Annotated in this window: 21 protein-coding genes; 13 read left to right on the top strand and 8 right to left on the bottom strand. The window is 75.1% G+C overall.

Features of this window, described 5'->3' with window-relative positions; genetic code table 11:
• Positions 1-3: 3 nt before the first annotated feature.
• The 3 genes from ACGFSC_RS26785 to ACGFSC_RS26775 all read left to right on the top strand — a co-directional run bounded on the left by ACGFSC_RS26785 (position 4) and on the right by ACGFSC_RS26775 (position 3,401).
• Complete coding sequence (locus ACGFSC_RS26785; RefSeq protein WP_359902528.1) at positions 4-789, top strand: hypothetical protein; 786 nt, start codon at positions 4-6, stop codon at positions 787-789.
• Positions 786-1,463 carry a 4'-phosphopantetheinyl transferase superfamily protein gene (locus ACGFSC_RS26780; protein ID WP_359902525.1) on the top strand — a complete coding sequence of 226 codons (678 nt, stop codon included), beginning with the start codon at positions 786-788 and terminating at the stop codon, positions 1,461-1,463. The genes ACGFSC_RS26785 and ACGFSC_RS26780 overlap by 4 nt, the downstream gene beginning before the upstream one ends.
• Positions 1,464-1,733: 270 nt before the next feature.
• Positions 1,734-3,401, top strand: a complete 1,668-nt coding sequence (locus ACGFSC_RS26775; RefSeq protein ID WP_359902522.1) for a condensation domain-containing protein — start codon at positions 1,734-1,736, stop codon at positions 3,399-3,401.
• 29 nt (positions 3,402-3,430) lie between these two features.
• On the opposite strand, the gene ACGFSC_RS26770 is transcribed toward ACGFSC_RS26775, so the two are convergent.
• Together ACGFSC_RS26770 and ACGFSC_RS26765 are read right to left on the bottom strand one after the other, a co-directional pair.
• Positions 3,431-4,192, bottom strand: a complete 762-nt coding sequence (locus tag ACGFSC_RS26770; RefSeq protein ID WP_359902520.1) for a hypothetical protein — start codon at positions 4,190-4,192, stop codon at positions 3,431-3,433.
• The gene (locus ACGFSC_RS26765) at positions 4,189-4,788 is read right to left on the bottom strand and encodes a sigma-70 family RNA polymerase sigma factor (RefSeq protein WP_359902517.1); all 600 of its coding nucleotides are present in this window, start codon (positions 4,786-4,788) and stop codon (positions 4,189-4,191) included. Before ACGFSC_RS26765 ends, ACGFSC_RS26770 begins: the two co-directional genes overlap by 4 nt.
• Before the next feature lie 298 nt (positions 4,789-5,086).
• Between ACGFSC_RS26765 and ACGFSC_RS26760 the strand changes: the two genes are divergently transcribed.
• On the top strand, positions 5,087-5,890 hold the full coding sequence (locus tag ACGFSC_RS26760) for an SAM-dependent methyltransferase (RefSeq protein WP_359902515.1): 804 nt from the start codon (positions 5,087-5,089) through the stop codon (positions 5,888-5,890).
• Between the two features lie 424 nt (positions 5,891-6,314).
• Here ACGFSC_RS26760 and ACGFSC_RS26755 read toward each other — a convergent pair whose 3' ends face one another.
• Positions 6,315-7,037, bottom strand: coding sequence for a DUF981 family protein (locus ACGFSC_RS26755; protein WP_359914711.1), 723 nt, complete (start codon positions 7,035-7,037; stop codon positions 6,315-6,317).
• A 202-nt stretch (positions 7,038-7,239) separates the two neighbouring features.
• On the opposite strand from ACGFSC_RS26755, the gene ACGFSC_RS26750 reads away from it, so the two are divergent.
• From ACGFSC_RS26750 to ACGFSC_RS26735, 4 genes are all read left to right on the top strand, one after another.
• On the top strand, positions 7,240-8,127 hold the full coding sequence (locus ACGFSC_RS26750; RefSeq protein ID WP_359914714.1) for a DMT family transporter: 888 nt from the start codon (positions 7,240-7,242) through the stop codon (positions 8,125-8,127).
• A 78-nt stretch (positions 8,128-8,205) separates the two neighbouring features.
• Positions 8,206-9,057 (top strand): SDR family NAD(P)-dependent oxidoreductase, encoded by an 852-nt coding sequence (locus ACGFSC_RS26745; protein WP_359914717.1) that lies wholly within the window; start codon positions 8,206-8,208, stop codon positions 9,055-9,057.
• Positions 9,054-9,827, top strand: a complete 774-nt coding sequence (locus tag ACGFSC_RS26740; RefSeq protein WP_359914720.1) for a polysaccharide deacetylase family protein — start codon at positions 9,054-9,056, stop codon at positions 9,825-9,827. Before ACGFSC_RS26745 ends, ACGFSC_RS26740 begins: the two co-directional genes overlap by 4 nt.
• Positions 9,828-9,869: 42 nt before the next feature.
• Positions 9,870-10,466, top strand: a complete 597-nt coding sequence (locus tag ACGFSC_RS26735) for a hypothetical protein (RefSeq protein ID WP_359914723.1) — start codon at positions 9,870-9,872, stop codon at positions 10,464-10,466.
• 31 nt (positions 10,467-10,497) lie between these two features.
• Here the strand turns inward: ACGFSC_RS26735 and ACGFSC_RS26730 are convergent, their stop codons facing one another.
• From ACGFSC_RS26730 to ACGFSC_RS26720, 3 genes are read right to left on the bottom strand one after another with little or no spacing between them, the layout of a single operon-like run.
• Entirely contained in the window at positions 10,498-11,589 is a 1,092-nt protein-coding gene (locus ACGFSC_RS26730) for a hypothetical protein (protein ID WP_359914725.1), read from the bottom strand.
• Positions 11,590-11,601: 12 nt separating this feature from the next.
• Entirely contained in the window at positions 11,602-12,546 is a 945-nt protein-coding gene (locus ACGFSC_RS26725) for an NAD-dependent epimerase/dehydratase family protein (protein WP_359914728.1), read from the bottom strand.
• Between the two features lie 22 nt (positions 12,547-12,568).
• Positions 12,569-13,693, bottom strand: coding sequence for a DegT/DnrJ/EryC1/StrS family aminotransferase (locus ACGFSC_RS26720; protein WP_359914730.1), 1,125 nt, complete (start codon positions 13,691-13,693; stop codon positions 12,569-12,571).
• Between the two features lie 379 nt (positions 13,694-14,072).
• Here ACGFSC_RS26720 and ACGFSC_RS26715 point away from each other — a divergent pair, with 379 nt between their 5' ends.
• From ACGFSC_RS26715 to ACGFSC_RS26705, 3 genes are all read left to right on the top strand, one after another.
• Complete coding sequence (locus ACGFSC_RS26715) at positions 14,073-16,274, top strand: MMPL family transporter (RefSeq protein ID WP_359914733.1); 2,202 nt, start codon at positions 14,073-14,075, stop codon at positions 16,272-16,274.
• Positions 16,275-16,497: 223 nt separating this feature from the next.
• The gene (locus ACGFSC_RS26710; RefSeq protein WP_359914736.1) at positions 16,498-17,859 is read left to right on the top strand and encodes a histidine kinase; all 1,362 of its coding nucleotides are present in this window, start codon (positions 16,498-16,500) and stop codon (positions 17,857-17,859) included.
• On the top strand, positions 17,856-18,533 hold the full coding sequence (locus ACGFSC_RS26705; RefSeq protein WP_359914739.1) for a response regulator transcription factor: 678 nt from the start codon (positions 17,856-17,858) through the stop codon (positions 18,531-18,533). The genes ACGFSC_RS26710 and ACGFSC_RS26705 overlap by 4 nt, the downstream gene beginning before the upstream one ends.
• Before the next feature lie 28 nt (positions 18,534-18,561).
• On the opposite strand, the gene ACGFSC_RS26700 is transcribed toward ACGFSC_RS26705, so the two are convergent.
• Together ACGFSC_RS26700 and ACGFSC_RS26695 are read right to left on the bottom strand one after the other, a co-directional pair.
• Positions 18,562-19,029, bottom strand: a complete 468-nt coding sequence (locus ACGFSC_RS26700) for a GNAT family N-acetyltransferase (protein WP_359914742.1) — start codon at positions 19,027-19,029, stop codon at positions 18,562-18,564.
• Positions 19,030-19,221: 192 nt separating this feature from the next.
• The gene (locus tag ACGFSC_RS26695; RefSeq protein WP_359914745.1) at positions 19,222-20,037 is read right to left on the bottom strand and encodes an SAM-dependent methyltransferase; all 816 of its coding nucleotides are present in this window, start codon (positions 20,035-20,037) and stop codon (positions 19,222-19,224) included.
• 277 nt (positions 20,038-20,314) lie between these two features.
• Here ACGFSC_RS26695 and ACGFSC_RS26690 point away from each other — a divergent pair, with 277 nt between their 5' ends.
• Both ACGFSC_RS26690 and ACGFSC_RS26685 read left to right on the top strand, forming a co-directional pair.
• Entirely contained in the window at positions 20,315-20,662 is a 348-nt protein-coding gene (locus tag ACGFSC_RS26690; RefSeq protein WP_359914748.1) for a PRC-barrel domain-containing protein, read from the top strand.
• A 197-nt stretch (positions 20,663-20,859) separates the two neighbouring features.
• The gene (locus ACGFSC_RS26685) at positions 20,860-21,126 is read left to right on the top strand and encodes a metal-sensitive transcriptional regulator (protein ID WP_188303232.1); all 267 of its coding nucleotides are present in this window, start codon (positions 20,860-20,862) and stop codon (positions 21,124-21,126) included.
• Positions 21,127-21,280 lie beyond the last annotated feature (154 nt).

The raw sequence follows: 21,280 nt of genomic DNA, 5'->3' as shown, positions 1-21,280 counted from the left end.
CGGGTGGCCCCCGGTCCCACCGGTCTGCGGATCACCCGGGCGCTGGCCCGCCGGTTCGACGGCCGCTCGGAGACCTCGCTCGACCCGGACCTGCGGGTCTTCGTCTCCGACCTCGTCCGCCCCTACGGCCTGCCGCTGCGCGAGGACCTGCTCGGCGAGGGCGTCGGCCACTCCTACGAGGAACTGGCCGCCGGAGTGCTCCGCGAGGCGCTCGCCGAGGACGAGCCGGCCGACCTGCTGATCCTGGCCTTCGACACCCCGGACGTGCGGCCCGGCGCGCCGTCCTCGCTGGCGCTCAGCCGGTCCGTCCCGGGCGGCCCGCTCGCCTTCGCGGTCTGCGACCAGGGCGGCGCGGCGGCCTTCACCGCACTGCGGCTGGCCGCCGGCCACCAGCGCACCGGCGGCTGCCGCCGGGCCGTGGTGGTGCTGGCCGAACAGACCGCGCTGCACTACGAGCCGCCCGGACCGGTGCCGCTGCCGGAGCGGCACGCGGTGGTGGTGCTGGTCTGCGAGGAGGCCCCCGGCGAGGGCCTGGCCGTCCGGCAGACCAGGGGCGCGGCCTCCCCGGCCGAGTCGGTCCGGGCCGCGGCCGGGGAACTCGGGCCCGAGGCGGCACTGCTGCTCGGTCCCGGCCTCGGCCCGCCGGAGCCCCCGTCGGCCCAGCCGTTCACCGGACTCTGGGCGGAGCTGGCCGAACACCTGCCGCAGTGGCGGGCGGCAGGCCGGCCCGCGCTGCTGGCCGGGTTCGACCGCCGGCTCGGGGTGCTGAGCACGCTGACCCTGCCGTGACGGCGATCGACCTCTGGCTGATCGACACGCGTCAACCGGCCGCTCCGGCCGGGGAGCTGTGGCAGCTGCTCGACCAGCGCGAGCGCGCCCGGGCGTCCGGGATGGACCCCTGGGCGCGCGAGCGTTTCACCGTGGTGCGCGGCGCGGTCCGGCAGCTGGTCGCCGCCCGGCTCGGCGTGCACCCGGCCGACGTGGTCTGGCGGTACGGGCCGAACGGCAAGCCCGAGCCGGCGGGGGACGGCGCGCTGCGGGTCAGCTGGTCGGCCTCGGACGCCGTCGCGGTGCTGGCCCTCGCCGAGGGGCGGGCGGTCGGTGTCGACGTCGAACGGCTCCACGACCCGCGGACGGCCGAGCGGATGGCCGCCCGCTGGTTCCCGGTCGAGGAGGCGTGGTTCGTCGCCGAGCCCGCGGAACCGGCCGAGCGGGCGGCGCGGTTCACCGCGCTGTGGTGCCGCCGGGAGGCCTGCGTCAAGGCGTACGGCGGGCGCGTCGTGCAGTCCTTCGGCGTGCCCGTCGCCGGTCCGTCGCCGGTGCTGGTGGCCGACCCGGGCGCGCTCGGCGACGGCCCGGCCCGGCTCTGCGACGTCCCCGTCGCGGAACCGTTCCGGGCTGCCGTCGCCGCCCTCGGAGGATCGCCAATACATGTCAACTCGCATGAGTGGAACGGGAATTGACGAAACGCTCGATCAGCTCCGGTTTGGTCTGGACCAGCTGGCGAGCGCGCTGGTAGCGTCCCGGTCACACCCCCTGCCGAGCCCTCCCCGGCCCTCCCCGGCAAGCCGAAAGGCGTGTACGACGTGGCACCGCACGACGCTCCACCGCAGGACCCGGCGTCACTCGGCGCTCCACCGCACGACCCGGCGCTGCTCGGCGCTCCACCGCACGACCTGGCGTCACTCGGCGTGACACCGTGCGGCGCGAATCCGGCCACTAGGCGGGTCACCGTGCGGTACGCCGCCGAGAACAGCGGCTCCGGACCGCTCACCCGCGGCCAGGACAACATGATCCGCTGCATCCGGGCCAGTGCCCCCGAGGCGATCAACAAGGAGTCCGTCTGGCCGGTGCCCGACGGTACTTCGGTCCCCTCCGGGCTGGTCGCCCTCCGCCGGCTGGTCGAGCGGCACGAGTCGTTGCGGACCTCCTTTCCGGCGGGCCCCGGTCCGGACGGATTCCCGGACCGCCAGGTGGTGCACCGGCAGGGCCGGTTCGCCGTCTCCGTGGTCGAGGCCGGCTGTCGCTCGGACGCCGAACTGAACGCGATGGCCGAGGAGTTGGGCCGGGTCGATGTCACCGTTCCGGTCGGCCTCGACCTGCCGCCGAGGATCCGGTTCACGCTGATCGCCGCGGGCGAGCGACTGCTGCGGCTGGTCGCCGTGGTCTGCCACGCGGGCGCCGACGGCGCCGCCACCGCCGTGCTGATCGAGGACTGGTGCGCCCTCGCCGCCGGGAAGGAGCTGCCGCCGGTCACCGCGCCGACCCCGCTGGGGATCGCCGTGGCGGAGCAGAGTGCCCAGGGCCGCCGCAGGTCGGCGGCCGCCCTGCGGCACTGGGCCCGGATCCTGACCGCCGGCCCGGTGGGAGTCTTCTCCGACGCGCGGATCAGCGGCCCGCCCCGCGACCACAGCGCCCTGCTGGTCCGCTCGCGCACCGCCGCCGACGACCTCGCCGCGGTCTGCCGGCGCACCGGTGCCAGCCCCTCGGTCGTCCTGCTCGCCGCCTTCGCCGCGCTGGTCGCCCACCGCGCGGGCCGGTCCGAGCTGGTGTTCTCGGCGCTGTCCGCCAACCGTCAGCGCGCCGCCCTGATCGACCACGTCGGCACCCTCGCGCAGGACGCCCTGATCCTGCTCGACGCCGGCGCGGCCGACCTCGACCAGCTGATCGGCCGCGCCAAGTCGGCCTCGCTGAGCGCCTACTGGCACAGCACCCTGGACGCCGAGAAGGTCTGGCAGCTGGTGGACGACGCGGCCCATGTGCGCGGCGCCCGGTTCGCCCGCCAGGTGGTCGTCAACGACCTGAGCCTCACCATCCCGGCCTCCGTCGCCGCCGTCCAACCGCCCCCGGCCGCCGACCCCGAACTCACCGTGCTGCCCGCCCCGCCGCTGCCGGTCCGGCTGATGCTCACCGTCCTGCGGATCACCGGCAGCCTGGACTTCGCCCTGATCGCCTGTCCCCAGGTGCTCGACCCCGAGGAGGCCGAGAGCTTCGCCCGGGCGCTGCCGGCCGTGCTCGCGGCCGCCGCCGAGGGCCCGGTGCTGCTGGCCGACCTGCCCGCGGCGCTCGGGCCGCCGGGGGCCGGCCGGGGCGGTGATTGGAGGCTGGTCGACGGCTCCTGGATCGATCTCGCGGCCGTCCGCGAACTCCTGCACGCCGCGCTCGGGGACCACCGGCTCTCGTTGAGCGAGGGAAGGCTGGTGGCCGAGGTGGCCGCCGTCGACCCCTCGTTCGGCCCCGCCGAGGCCCACCGCGCCGTGGTCGCCGCCCTGGCCGGACGTGACACCGCGATGGCACCGCACCGGTACGTCGTCCGGCACACCACGCCGGCGGGGGAGCGCACCGAGACCGGGAGCGGGCGCGACCGGGCCGTCGTCGCCCGGCTGTCGGCGCTCACCTGAACGGATGATCACGGCAGCCCGCGGAACACTCACTCCCACGGGGCGCCGTGATCGTCCCCGGCTCCCCACGGAAGGTCCGTCCAGGAGCAGCCGGAGGTCGCCCCCGAGGTGAGCCCCCACGGGCTCGGCACCTCCTCCTCGTCCCCGTCCTGCACCGGCAGCCGGTCGATCACCGCGACCAGCGCCGGCGGCAGCTGCGGGGCGAGCCCCCGGTGCACCCGCGACAGGATGTCCCGCCGTACGTCGTCCGGCAGCAGCGGCCGGTTCATCCGCAACACCCGCGGCCCGGGCGGTCGTTCGACCGTCGCCAGCTGGTCCGACCAGGCCCGCCAGTAGTCGGCGTCGTCCGTCTCGCCGAGCATCAGGTGGTGAAGGTGCAGGCAGTAGGCGGCCGTCCCGCTGCCCGAGCCCGCCGCGAAGCGCCACCAGAACTCGGCGCCCTCCTCCTTGCCGGTGGCGTACAGCAGCGCGCCGAACACCTCGGCCCCCTCCGGCTCGATCCGGCGCGCGTTCACCAGCAGGTCGAGTCCGCGCGAGGCGTCCGGCGCGCCCAGCACCAGGGCCACCACCAGGCCGAGTTCGAACGCCGCCTGCTCGTGCTCCGACGGCAGGTGGGCGGGCGCGGCGGTGAGCCTGGCCCGGCGCAGCGCCGCGACCCGCTCCGCGTGGGCGCGTTCGGACCGGGGAACGCGGAACACCGTCCGGCCGCCGTCCGCCGGTTCCGCGCCGGCCGGGCCGCCGTCCGCCGGTGCCGCGCCGCCCGGGGTGCCCCCCTCCGGTCTCCCCGTCACAGCTCGCCCTCGTCGTCCGGGAGTTCGCCCACCCCGAGCCGGCGGGCCAGCCGTTCCCGGGCGTGCCGGAGGTTGGAGTGCACCGTCGCCACCGGCCGCCCCAGGTACGCCGCGATCACCTTGACGTGCAGGCCGAGCAGGTACCGCAGGATCACCACATCCCGCTGCCGGTCCGGAAGTTCGAGGATCGCCGCGTACAGCCGCACCTCGTCGGCCTCGCTGTGCAGCAGCCCCTTCGCCACCTGCTTGAACGCCCCGATCACCGCCGCGAAGGTGACCGCCTCCACCTCCACCGGCTCCTCGGCGGCCACCCAGTCCGACACGTGCCGGTTGGCCAACCGCCAGGCATAGGCGGCCGGTTCCTCGAACCGCAGGACCTGCGGCCAGCAGCGGGCCAGGTCGGACTTCACCGCCCCGACGACCAGCTCCGCGTCGGACCGGTTGCCTATCCGGGTCAACGCGAGCGCGTGCCAGGCGGGTTCGTGCGTCTCGCAGAAGGCGGCGTAGGCGAGGCCCAGGCGGAGTTCGGGGTCGGACCGGGGAGCGCGGTCGGAGCCGGCCGCCGGCGCCGTCTCCGCTCCGTGAATGTGCGCCACGGCCGTTCCGCCCCGGAACCTGCGCGCCGGGGCACCCCTGTCGATCGTCATCGAGCCTGCTTTCCGTGGCCGTCGGCTGCTCACCCGGCCACCCGAGGGTCGGGCTGTCGGTGCCCATCCTCATTCCATCAGGCCCGTCACTCCAGGATGCAATCCGAATACAGATGGTCATCTCATGGGCGCCGTCGGTTGGTTGGAATGCTCCGAAGCTGTTCGGAACGCGACCGGTCCCGCCTATCGTGGTCAGGAGCGATCGGTCGGGAATGATCGGTCGGGAGTGGAACCGGGGGAGAGCGCGATGGGTCTCTACGACGGGGTGGACCTGCGGCTGAACGTGCCTCACTCGGCCCGGATGTACGACTACTTCCTCGGCGGCTTCACCAACTTCGCCGCCGACCGCGAGGCCGCCGGACAGGCCCTCGCCGTCGCACCGTGGCTGCGCGCCGCCGCCCGGGTCAACCGCGCCTTCATGCAGCGCTCGACCCGGGCGCTCGCCGAGGCCGGCTTCGACCAGTTCATCGACATCGGCACCGGCATCCCCACCTCGCCCAACCTGCACGAGGTCGCCCAGAGCATCCGGCCGAACGCCCGCGTGGTCTACGCCGACAACGATCCGATCGTGCTCTCGCACGCCCAGGCCCTGCTCACCGGCACCCCCGAGGGCCGCACCGCGTACGTCGAGGCGGACGTCACCGACCCGCTCGGACTGCTCGCCGCCCCGGGCCTGCGCGAGACCCTCGACCTGTCCCGCCCGGTCGCGCTCTCCCTCAACGCCCTGCTCCACTTCGTCCCCGACACCCACGGCGCGTACGAGCTGGTCGAGCGCCTCAAATCCGCCCTCGTCCCCGGCAGCGCCCTGGTGCTGACCCACGTCAGTCCTGAGTTCGCGCCCGAGGACATCGCCCGGCTGACCCGGATCTACGAGGCCGCTGGCACCGCAGCCCAGGCCCGCACCCGGTCGGAGATCGTCCGCTTCTTCGACGGCTGGACGCTCCTCGACCCGGGGCTCGTCCCCATCGCGCAGTGGCGGCCCGCACCGGAGGAGACGCCCGGGGCCGCCGAGGAGGTCTCGTTGTACGCCGCGGTGGCCGTCCGGCCGTGAGCCATCGGACGGATGACCACAGTTGACGAACCGTCGGCGAATGCGCCGCGTCCTGGTGATCGGGAAGGCGGTTCGCGCCGCGACAGGACCGTCGCCGAATTCTGTTCCGCGAACTCGGCGGACCGACCGCCGTCACCGGCTTCGCCCGCTCGATCGGCGACCGCGTCACCCGCCTGGCATCGCCGGGACCCCGGCCGGCGCCCCCGTCCTCCTCGCCGTGCTGACCACCGAGCCGGCGGACGAGGCGGCCCCGATGGACGAACCACTGGTCACCCGGACGGCCACGCTGCTCGCGGACGCGCCCGGCTGACCCGGAGCCGCGTCCCGCGGGTGGGCGCTCCGGCCCGTCCGGGACGCCGGGGGCGGCCGCTCCCCGGGGCCCGGTGGATCCGGATCCACCGGGCCCCGGCAGGACCGCCGTCGGTCACATGGTGTTGACGATGAGCCCGATGTGGGTGAAGTAGTTCAGCCCGCCGAACGCCAGGAAGGCGAGGCCGGCCAGCCCCCATGCGGCGCCGATGACCGGGCTCGTCCACCGCCGGGGCGAGCGCAGCGCGAACGGGAAGAGCAGCGCCCCGATGCCGACCAGGACGTACAGCCCGGACATGAAGCTCGCCTCCAGCCACGGCCGGTCCGAGAACTCCCCCGAGACGGGTTCCTCGGGCGGGGCGGCGAAGAGCGTGTACCTCCAGCCCGCGGCGGCGATGCCGAAGCAGGCGAGCCCCATGCCGAAGACGAACACCGAGATCGGCGCGGCCACCCGGACCGTCCGGTCGACGCCGTCCGCGGCGAGGAGCTCGCTGCCGCGCGTCCAGAGGTAGAAGGAGGCGGTGAGCAGGAGGACGCCGAACGCCAGGGCGGGCTCGCCGAAGATGATGTTGTCGAACGGGAAGCCCTGCCTGGCCAGCGGCCAGGTCAGGGTCATGTGCAGGCCGGTGGTGACGAGGGTGAACCCGAGGGCCCCGAACGCCAGCGCCCAGCCGTCGAGCGTGATGGTGCGGCCCCGGGCGAGGAGCCGACGTCCCAGTTCCACCACGAGCAGCAGCCCGGCGCCGGCGGCCACGGACATGATCGTGTTGTAGGTCGGCATCCTTGCCCAGTCGATCTTCAGACCGGATGCGGCGAGCGGCACGGCGTGCTGAATCATGGATCAGGCATGACGCAACACCGCTCGTCGGCAAACCGCCCGCCGCTCAGGTGGACCCGGTGGGCCGAGCCGCTCCGCCCCGTCCCGTCCCACGCGCTCCACCCGTGCACCCCCGTCCCGTGCGCTCCATCCGTGCGCCCCCGTTCCCCCGGGCACAGACTGGTGAGGGGACCGAGTGCTGCCCCGCGAGGCAGGGAGAGGCATGCTGCTGGGACTCACCACCGCGTTGGCCGCGACCGTCTGCTTCGGCTTCGGGGCGGTCTTCCAGGCGCGCGGCGCGCGGTCGGCCCCGCGCGCCGACCGGGTGCGGGCGGGCCTGCTGGCCGCGCTGCTGCGGTCCTGGCAGTTCATCCTCGGCACGCTGCTGGACATCGTCGGCTTCGTGCTGAGCATCGTCGCCCTGCGCACCCTCCCGCTCTTCCTCGTCCAGGCCGTCACCAACGCCAGCCTGGCCGTCACCGCCCTGGCGGCCGTCTGGCTGCTGGGCGCCCGGCTGCGCCGGGGCGATCTCGCGGGCATCCTCGCGGTGGTCCTCGGCCTGACCCTGCTGGCGCTCGGCTCCGGACAGGAGGGCCGCGACCACGCCGCGACCGCCTTCCACTGGGCGCTGCTCGCCACCACCGCCGCCATGGTGCTCGCCACCGTGGTCCTGGTGCGCCGGGAGGGCAACGCGGCCGCGGCCGGCCTGGGCCTGCTGGCCGGGGTCGGCTTCGGCGTGACCAGCCTGGCCGTGCGGGTCCTGGACGTCTCCGGCCCGGTCGCCGTCCTCACGGATCCCGCCGCCTACGCGCTCGCCGTCGGCGGCCTCGGCGGCTACCTCGCCTACGCCCTGGCGCTGCAGCGCGGGACGGTCACGGCCGCGACCGCTGCCGGGACGGTGACCGAGACCTTCGGTCCGGCGCTGATCGGCGTGACGGTGCTCGGGGACGCCGCCCGGCCCGGGTTCGAGTGGTGCGCGCTGACCGGCTTCGTGGTCGCGGTGGGCGGTACCTTCGTGCTCTCCCGCTTCGGTGAGCTGGAGGGCGAGTCCGCCGAGCTGGTGGCTCCGCACCGGGACACCGAGGCGGAGCCCGCCGTCCCGCCCCGGTAGCCCGGACGGCTCCGCCATGCGAAGGTGACTTGCCGGACAAATCGGACGGCGACACGGCCACAGAGCGGCAGGTGCCCGATGGCGGAGGAGTCCCACTCCCGACCCCGGCGGTCAGGCCCGAAGGCCCGCACGGCCCCCTCGGCTCCGGAGGGCCGGACCGCCCCGGCCGCCCCGGCCCCCTCGGGCGACCGCCCGGTCGCGCTGATCACCGGCGCCTCCTCCGGGATCGGCCTCGCCACCGCCACCCGCCTGGCCGACGCCGGCTGGCACACTCTGCTCTCCGGCACCGACCGCGCCCGCCTCGACGAACTCGCCGACCGCACCGGCGGCCGCGCCCTGCCCGAGGACCTGAGCAAGCCGGACGGTCCGGCCCGCCTCGCGGAGGCCGCCCTGGCCGTGGCCGGCCGGGTGGACGCCCTGGTCGCGAGCGCCGGCCTGGGCTGGCGCGGCCCGTACGCGCAGACGCCCTCCGACACCCTGGACCGGATGATCGAGGTCAACCTCGCCGCCCCGCTGCGCCTGGTCCGCCTGCTGCTGCCCGGCATGCTGGAGCGCCGCCGTGGCCGGATCGTGCTGCTCGGCTCGATCGTCGGCCAGGTCGGCTCGCGGGAGGAGTCCGGTTACGCGGCCACCAAGGGCGCGCTGACGATGTTCGCCGAGAGCCTCTGGTACGAGCTGCGCGGCACGGGCGTCGGGGTGCGCCTGGTGCTCCCCGGCGCGGTGGACACCCCGTTCTTCGAGCGGCGCGGCACCCCGTACGAGCGCGACTGGCCGCGGCTGGTCCCGGCGGACCGGGTCGCGGACGCGGTGGTGGCGACCATCACCACCGAACGCGACCGCCTCTACGTCCCGCACTGGCTCGGCTTCCCGTCCCGCTTCCACGGGGTGGCACCGGGCGTGTTCCGCCGGATGGCCGCCCGCTTCGAGTGAGCGCCGCCGCCGTGCACCGGACGGGCACCGCCGCCGTCGCCGCCACCGCCCTCGCCGCCGGCGCGGAGTTCCTGCACCTCGCCCCGGCCGCCGTCCGCCTGCCCCCGCTGCGCCGCACCCTGGCCCGCCGCACCGCCGGACACGGCGCCGCGCCCGGCCACGTCGCCCTGACCTTCGACGACGGCCCCGATCCGGCCAGCACCCCGTACGTCCTCGACGCGCTGGACGAACTCGGCGCCCGGGCCACCTTCTTCCTGCTCGGCGCGATGCTGGAGCGCGCCCCCGGGCTCGGCCGCGAGCTGGTGCTGCGCGGCCACGAGGTGGCCGTCCACGGCTGGCACCACCGGCAGCAGTGGTACCCGGCCCCCGCCCGCGACCTGCGCGAACTGCGCCGCGCCGCCGAGGCGGTGACCGGACTCTGCGGCGCCCGTCCGCTCTGGTACCGCCCGCCGTACGGCGTCCTGACCGCGGGCCCGGCCCTGGCCGCCCGCCGCCTCGGCCTGCGCAGCGTGCTGTGGACCGCCTGGGGCCGCGACTGGACGGCGGAGGCCACTGGCGCGACCGTCTACGCGACCGCCCGCCCGGGCCTCACCGGCGGTGCCACCCTCCTGCTGCACGACTCCGACTGCACCTCCGCCCCCGGCTCCTGGCGCGCCACCCTCGCCGCGCTCCCCCTGATCGCCGCGCACTGCCGCACCCGCCGCCTCACCCTCGGCCCCCTCCGCGACCACCGGGTGCCGCCGCCCGCCGGCCGGAACCGCCCGGTGTGACCGACGCGTCGTCAGGAGTACCGGACGAGCAGGGGGTCTCGCGTGAGGGTCAACACCCGTGTGCCGTACGGCGGTCGGGCCGTCGTCGCGGTCGGTCTCGCCGCGCTGGTGGTGGCGGGGTGCGGTGGTCCGGGCTCGTCGCCCGCGTCGACCGGCTCCGCCGGGCAGCCCTCCGCTCCGGCCACCGTCTCCCCTTCCGCCGCCGCCCCTTCCACCGCCTCCGCCACGACCGCCGAGGCGTCCGCCGTGCCGCCCTCCGGCACGCCCGGTACGGCGCCCGGGGCCTCCGGCGGAAGCAGCCTGACCCTGTCGGCCGCCAACGGCGGCAGCTACCGGTTCGGTTCGGTCGTCTGTGTCGGCGAGGACTCGCCGACCGGCGCGCTGACCCTCACCGCGACCACGATGGGCGCGAAGGACGCGCGCGCGGAGCTCGTTCTCGGCGACGGCGAGGCCCGGCTGCTGCTGGCGTTCAAGGGCTTCCGTCCCGTCCTCTGGAAGGGCGAGGTGCCGATCGGTCAACGGGCGAGCCGCACCGCCGGGGGCGCGAGGCTCACCGCGATGCCCGTCACGGAGGAGCTCGGCGACACCGGCACGGTGACCGGTACCCTGACCTGCTCGGGGGCCGTCGGCGTGCACTGAACCCCGACCGCCCCGGACCCGCCCGGCGCGGCTACCCCAGCCCCATCCGCCGCAGCGCCGCCCCGAACCCCGCCTGCCACGCCTCCGGTGTGGCGCCGGCGGACGGCGCGGGCTCGGGGCGGTGGAGCGCGGCCAGGGCGTTGCGGACCACTTCGGCCGGGTGGGCGGTGGCGACGTCGGCGTGGCCGAGTTCCAGCTCATGCTGGAGGTTGTCGCGCCCGTGCCCCTGCACCACGTCGAGGAGCAGCAGCCGCCGGCCCAGCGCCCGGGCCTCGCTGCAGGTGTCGCCCGAGCTGGTGACCACCAGGTCGGCGGCGGCCATCAGCGCGGGCACGCGGTCGGTGTAGCCGAAGGGGTGCAGCCGGGGCTCCCGGCGCGCGGCGGCCCGCAGCCGGCGCTCCAGTTCGCGGTTGCGCCCGGCCACCGCGAGGACGTGCGGCCCGGCGGCGGCCAGCGAGGCGGCGGTGCGGGCGAGCGGACCGAGCCCCCAGGAGCCGGACATCAGCAGGACGCACGCGGCGCCCGCCGGCACGCCCAGCTCCGCCCGCGCCGCGGCCCGTCGCGGCGGCCGGTAGAACGGCTGGCGCAACGGCGCCGGCACGACGGCGATGTCGGCATCCGGCCGGTACCGCCGGACCGCGCACGCGGCGACCTCGGAGGTGACCAGGAACAGGTCCGTCCCCTCCTGCACCCAGAGCCGGTGCGGCGTCACGTCGGTGCAGAACACGAAGTGCCGGAACTCCCGCTCCGGCGCCTGCCGCAGCAGCCGGTTGACGGCCGAGGTCGCGGTGGCGAACACCGAGACCACCAGTTGCGGCCGCTGCGCCTCGATCAGCTCCCGCAGCGCCGGGACCAGCCGGCCGCGGGCCGCCGCGTCGGCGAGCAGGGCGATCCGGGCGCCGGGCCGCAGCGCCGAGAAGTGGAAGGCGTCGTACACCCCGGGCAGGTCGAGCAGCCGGCGGAAGACCGCCTCCCCGGCCGCGCCCGAGCGCTGCCCGAGCAGGGCCATGGCGTCGACGGTGCGGGTGGTCCAGCCGCGTTCCCGCAGGGTGTCGGCGCAGGCCTGGGCCATCACGTCATGGCCCTGTCCGAGCGAGCCGGAGACCAGCAGGGCGTGCGGCATCGGGCGGCCCGGTCAGGCGCCGGCGGCGGTGCCGACGGTGGCCCGGTACCAGTCCGCGTACCGCCGCACGCCGTCGGTGAAGTTGGTCCTCGGCGACCAGCCCAGCAGCCGCTTGGCCTGCGCCGAGGAGATCCGCCGCCCCGCGTAGTCGGCCTTCCGCCCGTCGATGTGCTCGATGGTGACGGGTCCCAGCAGGCCGTCCACCGTGTCGGCGATGTCCCGCACCGAGACGGCCGTCGAGCCCTCCAGTGCGAAGGTCTGGTCCTCGGCGGCGGGGGACAGGGCCCGGACGTGGGCGTCGGCGAGGTCCTCGACGTAGACGAAGTTGCGGCTCTGCCGGCCGTCCCCGGCGATGGTGATCGGCCGTCCGGCCAGCGCGGCCTGGACGAACCGGGCGACGACCAGCTCGTCCCGCATCCGGGGGCCGTACGGGATGCCGTAGCGCAGGATGGTGAAGTGCTGCCCGTAGAGCTCGCGGTAGCTGTGCACCAGCATCTCGGCGGCGAGCTTGGTGGCCACGTACAGATGGCCGCTGTGCTCCAGCTCGATCGGTACGTGCTCGTCCAACTCCTGCTCGCTGCTGTCGAGTTGCTCGTCGGTGAGGGCGGCGCCGTAGACCCAGACGGTGCTCGCCAGGACCGTGCGGCTCAGGCCGCTGCGCCGGGCGGCCTCCAGGACGGCCTCGGTGCCGTCGATGTTGGTCCGCACCGCGCGGACCGGGTCGGCGCTGACCTGCTCGACGTCGGCCATGGCGGCCAGGTGGTAGACCACCTCGCTGCCGGCCAGCGCCGCGGTGAGGGCCTTGAGGTCGAGGACGTCGAGCCGCGCGTGCTCGGCGTCCGGATTGAGGTACTTGTCGGTGGTGTCCACCGCGAGGACGTCGTGGCCGGCCGCGATCAGGTGGTCCACGACGTGTGAGCCGATGAACCCGCAGCCCCCGGTGACGGCTATCCGCACGATCTTGCTCCCTTCGCTCCGGCTACCCGGCCAGGCGCCGGTACACCGCGGAGACGGCGTCGACCACCTGCTCCGTCTCGTCCTCGGTCATGTCGGAGTGCACCGGCAGGCAGACCTGCCGGGCGCAGACGTCCTCGGCCACGGGCAGCGGCCCGCGCCGGTACGGGGCGAACACCGGCTGGAGGTGCAGCGGCAGGTCGTACACCTCGCCGGACAGCCGCACCGCGTGCTCCTCGGCCACCGCCCGCTTGAACTCGGAGCGGTCGACCCCGGCCGGCAGCAGCGCCACGTACTTGTAGTAGTTGCCGCGGCAGCCGGGCGGTTCGGGCACCGGGTCGAGCCCGTCCAGCCCGGCGAGCGCCGTGTCGTAGCGGCGGGCGACGGCCCGGCGGGTCTCGATGAACTCCTTCAGCCGGCGCAGGTGCACCGCGCCGATCGCGGCGTGCGGCTCGCTCATCCGCCAGGAGTAGCCGGGCTTGACGTGGTGGTTGGTGGTGAAGGAGCCCTTGCCCTGGTCGCGGTAGATCCGGGCCCCGTCGCGCAGTTCGGCCGACTCGGTGAGGATCATCCCGCCCTCGCCGCTGGTGGTGACCTTGGTCGGGTAGAAGGAGAAGGCCCCGGCCAGGCCGAAGGTGCCGGCGGCGCGGCCGTTGAAGCTGCTGCCGTGGGCGTGCGCGGCGTCCTCGACCAGTGGGACGCCGCGCCGGTCGCACAGCGCCCGCAGGGCGTCGACCTGCGGGCCGACCAGCCCGCCGATGTGCACCAGGACGACGGCGGCGGTGTCCGGGGTGAGCGCCGCCTCCAGGGTCTCGGGGGAGAGCGCGAGGGTGGCCGGATCGACGTCGGCGAAGACCGGCCGCCCGCCCGCGTGCACCACCGCCCCGGCGGTCGCGTAGAACGTGACGGCGGGGACGACCACGTCGCGGCCCCGGACGTCGACGCTGCGCAGGATCACCTCCAGCGCCGCCGTGCCGCTGCTCACCGCGACGGCGTGCGAGGCGCCGTGCTCGGCGGCGAAGGCCTGCTCGAAGCGCTCGGTCCACGGGCCGAGGGTCAGCGCGCCGGTGGTGAGCATCTCGGTCACCGCTTCGGCGACGGCCGCGCGGTCGCTCTCGTCGAACACGATGCGGGCGGCTGGAACGCCCATGGGCACCTCCGGCGGCGGGCTGCCGGAGCAGCACCGATCGGGTCGAATCCTCCCGAACCGCACGTCAGCGGACGGGTCAGGCACATCACGCTACTTCGCCCACCGGTCCCCGGCCCGCCGTCGCCGACCGCACGGGTGAGCGGATCTGCTGCCGTCGCAGGTCCGGGGGCTGCTTCCGGCGCAGGGCGTGCGCTCCTCCGTGCGGGGGATGGCACTACTGCGTCCGCAGTACGCAAACGGCCTGCACAGGGACGACGACGGAGCAGGGGTCGGCGATCAAGGATGGGTCATGCTGCGGGGGACCGCGTCCACCAGGACGTCCGGTCGGCCGCGGCGCCTCCTGTTCCCGAGAACCGCATTCGAAGGAGTCCGCTCTCCCGTGGCCACGTTCCTCTACCGCCTGGGCCGATGGACTTTCGTCCGGCGCCGGCTGGTGACCTTCCTCTGGGTCGCCGTGCTGGCAGCCGTCGGAGTCCTGGCGGCCAAGGCGCCCGCCGCACCCGACGACGGCTTCGCGATGCCCGGCACGGAAGCGCAGAAGGCGTTCGACCTGATGAACGAGCGCTTCCCCGGCGGCCACGCCGACGGGGCCTCGGCGCGCCTGGTGTTCGTCGCCCCCTCCGGCCAGAAGATCACCGCCGCGCCCAACCAGCAGGCGGTCGAGCGGACGGTCGGCGAGCTCGCCGGCTCCGAGCAGGTCACCGGCGCGGTGAGCCCGTTCAAGATGCCGGGCGCCGTCTCCTCGGACGGCACCACCGCCTACGCGACGGTGAGCTACTCCGCCAAGGCCGGCGAGGTGTCCAGGACCGCCACCGACACCCTGGAGCGGGCCGCCCAGCACGGCCGGGACGCCGGACTCAAGGTCGAGATCGGCGGCACCGCGCTGATGGCCAAGGCCGACGCCGGGGGCAGCAGCGAGGCGATCGGCATGGCGCTGTCCGCCGTCGTGCTGGTGATCACCTTCGGCTCGCTGGTCGCGGCCGGCCTGCCGCTGCTCACCGCGGTCGTCGGCGTGGGCCTCGGCATGGCGCTGATCACCGCGCTCGGCAGCACGCTCGGGCTCTCCACCACCACCGGCACCCTCGCCATGATGCTCGGCCTCGCGGTCGGCATCGACTACGCGGTGTTCATCGTCTCCCGCTACCGCGCCGAGCTCGCCGAGGGCCGCGCGCCCCAGGAGGCGGCGGGCCGGGCGGTCGGCACCGCCGGGTCCGCGGTGGTCTTCGCGGGCCTGACCGTGGTGATCGCGCTCGCCGGCCTCTCCGTGGTCGGCATCCCGATCCTGGCCAAGATGGGCATGGCCGCCGCCGGGACGGTCGTCATCGCCGTGCTGGTCGCCCTCACCCTGGTGCCCGCCCTGCTCGGCTTCCTCGGCCGCAAGGTGCTGCCGCGCAAGGCCCGCAAGGCCCGTGGCGGGGCGGCCCCGGCCGCGAAGGAGAACGGCGGAGCCCGCTGGGCCCGCTTCATCCTGCGCCGCCCGCTCGCGGTGCTGCTCGGCGGTGTGATCGGCCTCGGCGTGCTCGCGGCCCCCGCGCTCGACCTGCGGCTCGGCCTGCCGGGTGACGAGTCCAAGCCCACCTCCACCACCCAGCGACGCGCGTACGACCTGCTCTCCGAGGGCTTCGGCCCCGGCTTCAACGGCCCGCTGACGGTCATGGTGGACGCCAAGGACGTCGCCGACCCGAAGGCCGCCGCGAACGAGGTGGCCAAGAAGGTCTCCGGGCTGCCGGGGGTCGTCGCGGTGACGCCGCCGATGTTCAACCAGGCGGGCGACACGGCCCTGCTCAACGCCGTCCCGGCGACCGGCCCGAGCGAGGCCGAGACCAAGGACATCGTGCACGCCATCCGCCACGACGCGGCCGGCCTGAAGACGGCCACCGGGGCGACGGTCCTGGTCAGCGGCACCACGGCGATGAACATCGACGTCTCGCAGAAGATGTCCGACGCGCTGCTGCCCTACCTCGCCGTGGTCGTCGGCCTCGCCGTCGTCCTGCTGATGGTGGTCTTCCGCTCGATCCTCGTGCCTCTGAAGGCGGCCCTCGGCTTCCTGCTGTCGGTGGTCGCCGCGCTCGGCGCCGTGGTCGCGGTCTTCCAGTGGGGCTGGCTGGCCGAGCTGATCGGCGTGGAGCAGACCGGCCCGGTGATGAGCATGATGCCGATCTTCATGATCGGTGTGGTCTTCGGCCTCGCCATGGACTACGAGGTGTTCCTGGTCACCCGCATCCGCGAGGGCTACGTCCACGGCGAGGAGCCCGGCGAGGCGATCGTCACCGGCTTCCGGCACAACGCCCGGGTGGTCACCGCCGCCGCGTTCATCATGATCGCCGTCTTCGCCGGCTTCATCGGGATGAGCGAGCCGATGATCAAGATGATGGGTCTGGGCCTCGCCGCGGCCGTCGCCTTCGACGCCTTCATCGTCCGGATGACCGTCGTCCCGGCCGTCCTCGCCCTGCTCGGCCGCCGCGCCTGGTGGCTGCCGCGCTGGCTCGACCGCCTGATACCGGACGTGGACGTCGAGGGCAGCAAGCTGGAGACCCCCGCCCCCGAGCAGGCCCCGGCCCGGGAGTCGGTCACCGTCTAGGGCACTGCCGCCCGGCCCCGCCCCGACACCGAGCGGGGCCGGGCCGGCGCCCCACCGCTCGGACACCGGTTCGAGCCCAACCGTTACGGTTGCTGTCGGGGGCCACCGCGCGTGCGGAGGCCCCCGCCGCGTCCCGCCGCGCCCCCGATCGGGATCGGCGCGGCTCGAACCCAGGCTGCCCGGTTGCGGGCGTGGCCAGCGTCCCCGACCGGAGAGCACGAGCATGAGCGACTTCTGGCAGCGCCTGCGCCGCGACCATCCGCGGCTGCTCGACGTCGCCGGCGGCACGGCCATGATCACGGTCACCGCCCTCGGCGCCACCATCGACCAGACCGGCGGCCGCTTCACCCCGTTCGCCGCGCCCACCTTCGTCATCGCGCTGGTCTCCGCCGTCACCGTGCTCGCCCACCGCCGCCACCCGCGTGCGGTGGTCGCCGTCACGCTGCTCTGCACGATGCTGCTCGCCATGGTCAGCCCCCGGCTCACCCCGACCCTGGCCACCCCGCTGCTGCTCGCGCTCTACTTCCTCGCGATCCGCACCGACCGCGCCACCGCGCTGCGCGCCTCGGTCGCCGCCGCCGTCCTGCTCACCGGGATCGCCCTGCTGTTCGGCCCCGGCGGGCCGGTCAGCGAACGGCTCGGCGTGCTCGCCTGGGCCCTGCTGCCCGGCGCCCTCGGCGACTCGATCCGCAACCGCCGCGCCCACCTCGCCGCCATCGAGGAGCGTGCCGAACGCGCCGAGCGCACCCGCGAGGAGGAGGCCCGTCGGCGGGTCGCGGACGAGCGGATCAGGATCGCCCGCGACCTCCACGACGTCGTCGCCCACCACATCGCCCTCGCCAACGCCCAGGCCGCCATCGCCGTCCACCTCATGGACAACCACCCCGTCCAGGCCCGGGAGGTGCTCAGCCACATCACCGACGCCACCGGCTCGGCCCTCCAGGAACTGCGCGCCACCGTCGGCCTGCTGCGCCGCGCCGAGGACCGCGCCCCGCTCGAACCCGCCCCGGGCCTCGACCGGCTGCCCGAACTGATCACCACCTTCGAGCGGGCCGGCCTGCCGATCCGGCTCTCCGTCGAGGGCGAGGCCCGCCCGCTGTCGCCCGGCGTGGACCTCACCGCCTTCCGGATCGTCCAGGAGTCGCTGACCAACGTGGCCAAGCACGCTCACGGCGCCGACGCCGAGATCACCCTCGCCTACAGCGGCAGCCGGGTCGCGGTCAGCGTCGCCAACGGCCGACCGACCGCGACCGGCCGCCGCCGCGCGGTGTCGCTGCCCCAGCACCCGCCCAGCGAGGGCGGCTTCGGTCTGATCGGCATGCGCGAGCGGGCCGGGGCGGTCGGCGGCCGGCTCAGTGCCGACCGGCGGCCCGACGGGGGCTTCCTCGTCACCGCCGAACTGCCGCTGCGCACCGGCGCCCGCGACGACGGCCCCGAGTCCGCGGGCGCCTTCACCGCCGCCGACGTCGCCCGGGCCGCCCGGGCCGCGCGCACCACCCGTACCGATCGCCCGACACCGGCCGAACGACAGGAGCACGCCGCCCGAGCGGACGGCGCGCTCCGAGAGGACAGGGACCACGCATGACCATCCGGGTACTGCTCGCCGACGACCAGGCCCTGCTGCGCGGCGCCTTCCGCCTGCTGATCGAGGCGGAGGAGGACATGGAGGTGGTCGGCGAGGCCGCCGACGGCCGGGAGGCCGTCGCGCTCGCCCGGGCCACCAAGCCCGACATCGTGCTGATGGACATCCGGATGCCCGGCGTCGACGGTCTCGGTGCCACCGCCGAGATCTGCGGCGACGAGGAGCTGTCCGGCACCCGGGTGCTCATCCTCACCACTTTCGAGATCGACGAGTACGTGGCCCAGGCGCTGCGCGCGGGCGCCGGTGGATTCCTCGGCAAGGGCGCCGACCCCAAGGAACTGCTCGCCGCCGTGCGCACCGTCGCGGCGGGCGAGGCGCTGCTCTCGCCCGCCGCCACCCGGGCCGTGATCGACCAGTTCCTGGCCCAGCCCGAGCCGGCGTCCGCCACCCCCGCGAGCGAGCGGCTGGCCGTCCTCACCGCCCGTGAGCGCGAGGTGATGTCGATGGCCGCCACCGGCCTCACCAACGAGGAGATCGCCGAGCGGATGTTCGTCAGCCCGTTCACCGTCCGCACCCACGTCCACCGGGCGATGTCCAAGCTCGACGCCCGGGACCGGGCCCAGCTCGTCGCCATCGCCTACCAGACCGGCCTGGTCCCGCCCGGCCGCCCGGTCTGAGCGTGCGGTGGGCGCGGCGGGGCCGGGGTCAGGCCGTGGGCCGCCCCGCCCCCGCACCCGCCCTCGGAGCGCGGACACGGGGGAGCCCGAAGGCGGACATCTCCTTCTCCTCGTAGGAGAGGAAGCCCAGCGAGCGGTAGAAGGCGTGGTTCCGCACACCCTCCGGGGTGGACTCGTGGTCGGTGGAGAGCAGGAAGAAGCGGCAGTGCGCGTAGCGGTCCATCAGGTGCTCCATCAGCGTACGGCCCACGCCCTCGCGGTGGTGGCGCGGGTGCACCAGGACGTCCTGGACATAGCAGACCGCCTCGTCGTCCGAGATGGTGCGGGCCAGCCCGAGCAGTTCCCCCGACTCGCCGCGCGCGGTCACGACCAGGTGGGAGTTGGCCAGGCCGCGCATCAGTTTGTCGACGTCGCTGGTGTAGCCCTCCCACTCCACCGCGTCGTACAGCTCGAACACCTCGTCGCGGTCGAACTCCACCTCGCGGGCGATGATCACACGGCCTCCCCGATCGCGCGGCTCTCCCCGAGCCGCGGTACCTGACGTATCCGAACGGCCCATCGTTCCAGGCCGGCCCGCTCCGCTCAAGGCGGTACGGGCCGCCTGCCCCGGGGCACGTCAGCCCGTTCGCGCGCGATCGCACCGGGCCGACAGCCGGATCTTGCCGGCACCGGCCGACCGGCCCGGGTCTCAGGGCTTGCGGGCCACCGCGCCGTACATGCTGACGCGGTCGGCGCCGGGCTCGGGGGTGGTGTCGGGGCGCCAGAGGGGGACGGTGGTGACGCCGGGTTCGAGGAGGTCGAGGCCGTCGAAGAAGGCCCGGACCTCCTCGCGGGAGCGGCCGACGAGGGGAGCGGTGGCCCTGTCGTAGACGCCGGTGACCCGGTCGCGCGTCGCGGACGGGATGAAGTCGGCGGTGCCGTGCGAGAGGACCAGGTGGCTGCCGGAGGGCAGGGTGTCCAGCAGCGCTGCGAGCACCCGGTGGGGCTGGTCCTCGTCCCGCAGGAAGTGGAGGACCGCGGCGAGGACGAGCCCGACCGGGCGGGAGAAGTCGAGCAGTTCCACGGCCCGGACGGCGTCCAGCAGGTCGCCGGGCTCGCGCAGGTCGGCCTGGATGACGGTGGTGCGGCCGGCGCCCGAGCCGGCCATCAGGGCCCGGGCGTGGCTGAGCACGATCGGGTCGTTGTCCACGTAGACGACCCGGGCGCCGGGCCTGGCCGTCCGGGCGATCTCGTGGGTGTTCCCGGCCGTGGGGATGCCGGTGCCGATGTCGAGGAACTGTTCGATGCCGAGGTCGGCGACGCACCGCACCGCGCGGGTGAGGAAGGCGCGGTTGGCGCGGGCGGTGGAGCGGAACTCCGGGTTGGCGGCGAGCGCCTTCTCGGCGGCGGCGCGGTCGGCGGGGAAGTTGTCCTTGCCGCCGAGGTAGTAGTCGTACATCCGGGCCGGATGCGGCACGTCGGGCCGCAGGTCGGCCGCGATTCCGGCCCCGCCGGAATCCCACATGTTCTCGTACCCCACGGCTGCCGCCCCCTTCGCCCGGACACCACTAACACCACTGACCGCACTGACACCGCTGACGATCCACTCGCGGTCCTGCTGCCGGACAGCCTAAAGCCCAGGTCACGGCGCCCGTGGCGGTTGGCCGGGTCACCCCCGTATGTCCCTTTCGTCGGGCCGGGGGCTCGTGGCCTCGCCGCGCGTCCCGGCCGCTCCCGGAGCAGGATGGGAGACCGGGGCGGGGGAACAGCCGGGGACGGGAGGTCGGACCGTGGGCATCGCGATGGCGGACATCCGCGAGTGGCGCGGCCACGCCGTGGTCGACGAGAAGAGCCACCGCATCGGTTCGCTGGAGTCGGTCTACGTGGAGACGGCCAGCGACGAGCCGTTCTTCGCCACCGTCACGGTCGGGTTCGCCGGTCGGCGCCGCCTGGTGTTCGTCCCGCTGGAGGGTGCGGTGGCCGGCCCGGACTACCTCCGGGTGGCGTACCCGCGCAACCTCGTCAAGCAGGCGCCGGCGATCGGCACCGACGACGTGCTGCCCGTCGAGGACGAGCCCGCCGTGTTCGCGCACTACGAGCTTCCGTACGCGACCGGCGCGGGCGGGGAACGCCGCCTGGCCCGCCGCTGAACCGCGCCCTGGCCTGCCGCCCGCCCGTGCCCGCCCGTGCCCGCCCGTGCCGCCCGCCTGTGCCGCCGACCCGTGCCCGCCCCTGCCGCCGACCCGCGTCCGGCGCGGGCGGGTCGGGTACGACGTTCGCCACCCGGGAATGAATACCCCGCCGGGTACACTTGTCCATCGACAGTCGATGTGAAAGGCGGCCCGACATGCAGGTGGACGAGGAGGCGGTCGGCGCGGTCCTGAACCGGCTGCGTCGCGCGCAGGGCCAGTTGGCCGGGGTGATCGCGATGATCGAGGCGGGCCGGGACTGCAAGGACGTGGTCACCCAGCTCGCCGCCGTTTCGCGCGCGCTCGACCGGGCCGGGTTCAAGATCGTCGCGAGCGGCATGCGCCAGTGCATGGCCGCCGCGGACGAGGATGCCGCGCCGATGAGCGAGGCCGAGCTGGAGAAGCTCTTCCTCGCCCTGGCCTGACCGGCGCTCCGCGCCTCGGGAGCACGGCCCGACGGGGGTCGCGGGGGGGCCGGGCCCCCCCCCCCCCCCCCCCCCGGCCCCCGGGGGCCCCCCCCCCCTCACCCCCCCCCCCCCCCCCCCCCAAGGGGGGGTGGAAGGCCGGGGGCGCGGCGGA

The organism is Kitasatospora sp. NPDC048715 (genome assembly GCF_043198905.1).
In the GTDB taxonomy this organism is placed as follows: domain Bacteria; phylum Actinomycetota; class Actinomycetes; order Streptomycetales; family Streptomycetaceae; genus Kitasatospora; species Kitasatospora lactacystinica.
This window is presented reverse-complemented; position numbering and strand designations above follow the sequence as displayed.

What these genes read in the sequence shown, in the direction of transcription:
- ACGFSC_RS26760 (WP_359902515.1), top strand. Translation starts at nt 5,087, where the DNA reads ATGGGTCTCTACGACGGGGTGGACCTGCGGCTGAACGTGCCTCACTCG.
- ACGFSC_RS26755 (WP_359914711.1), bottom strand. Translation starts at nt 7,037, where the DNA reads ATGATTCAGCACGCCGTGCCGCTCGCCGCATCCGGTCTGAAGATCGAC.
- ACGFSC_RS26750 (WP_359914714.1), top strand. Translation starts at nt 7,240, where the DNA reads ATGCTGCTGGGACTCACCACCGCGTTGGCCGCGACCGTCTGCTTCGGC.
- ACGFSC_RS26745 (WP_359914717.1), top strand. Translation starts at nt 8,206, where the DNA reads ATGGCGGAGGAGTCCCACTCCCGACCCCGGCGGTCAGGCCCGAAGGCC.
- ACGFSC_RS26730 (WP_359914725.1), bottom strand. Translation starts at nt 11,589, where the DNA reads ATGCCGCACGCCCTGCTGGTCTCCGGCTCGCTCGGACAGGGCCATGAC.
- ACGFSC_RS26720 (WP_359914730.1), bottom strand. Translation starts at nt 13,693, where the DNA reads ATGGGCGTTCCAGCCGCCCGCATCGTGTTCGACGAGAGCGACCGCGCG.
- ACGFSC_RS26710 (WP_359914736.1), top strand. Translation starts at nt 16,498, where the DNA reads ATGAGCGACTTCTGGCAGCGCCTGCGCCGCGACCATCCGCGGCTGCTC.
- ACGFSC_RS26705 (WP_359914739.1), top strand. Translation starts at nt 17,856, where the DNA reads ATGACCATCCGGGTACTGCTCGCCGACGACCAGGCCCTGCTGCGCGGC.
- ACGFSC_RS26695 (WP_359914745.1), bottom strand. Translation starts at nt 20,037, where the DNA reads ATGTGGGATTCCGGCGGGGCCGGAATCGCGGCCGACCTGCGGCCCGAC.
- ACGFSC_RS26690 (WP_359914748.1), top strand. Translation starts at nt 20,315, where the DNA reads ATGGCGGACATCCGCGAGTGGCGCGGCCACGCCGTGGTCGACGAGAAG.
- ACGFSC_RS26685 (WP_188303232.1), top strand. Translation starts at nt 20,860, where the DNA reads ATGCAGGTGGACGAGGAGGCGGTCGGCGCGGTCCTGAACCGGCTGCGT.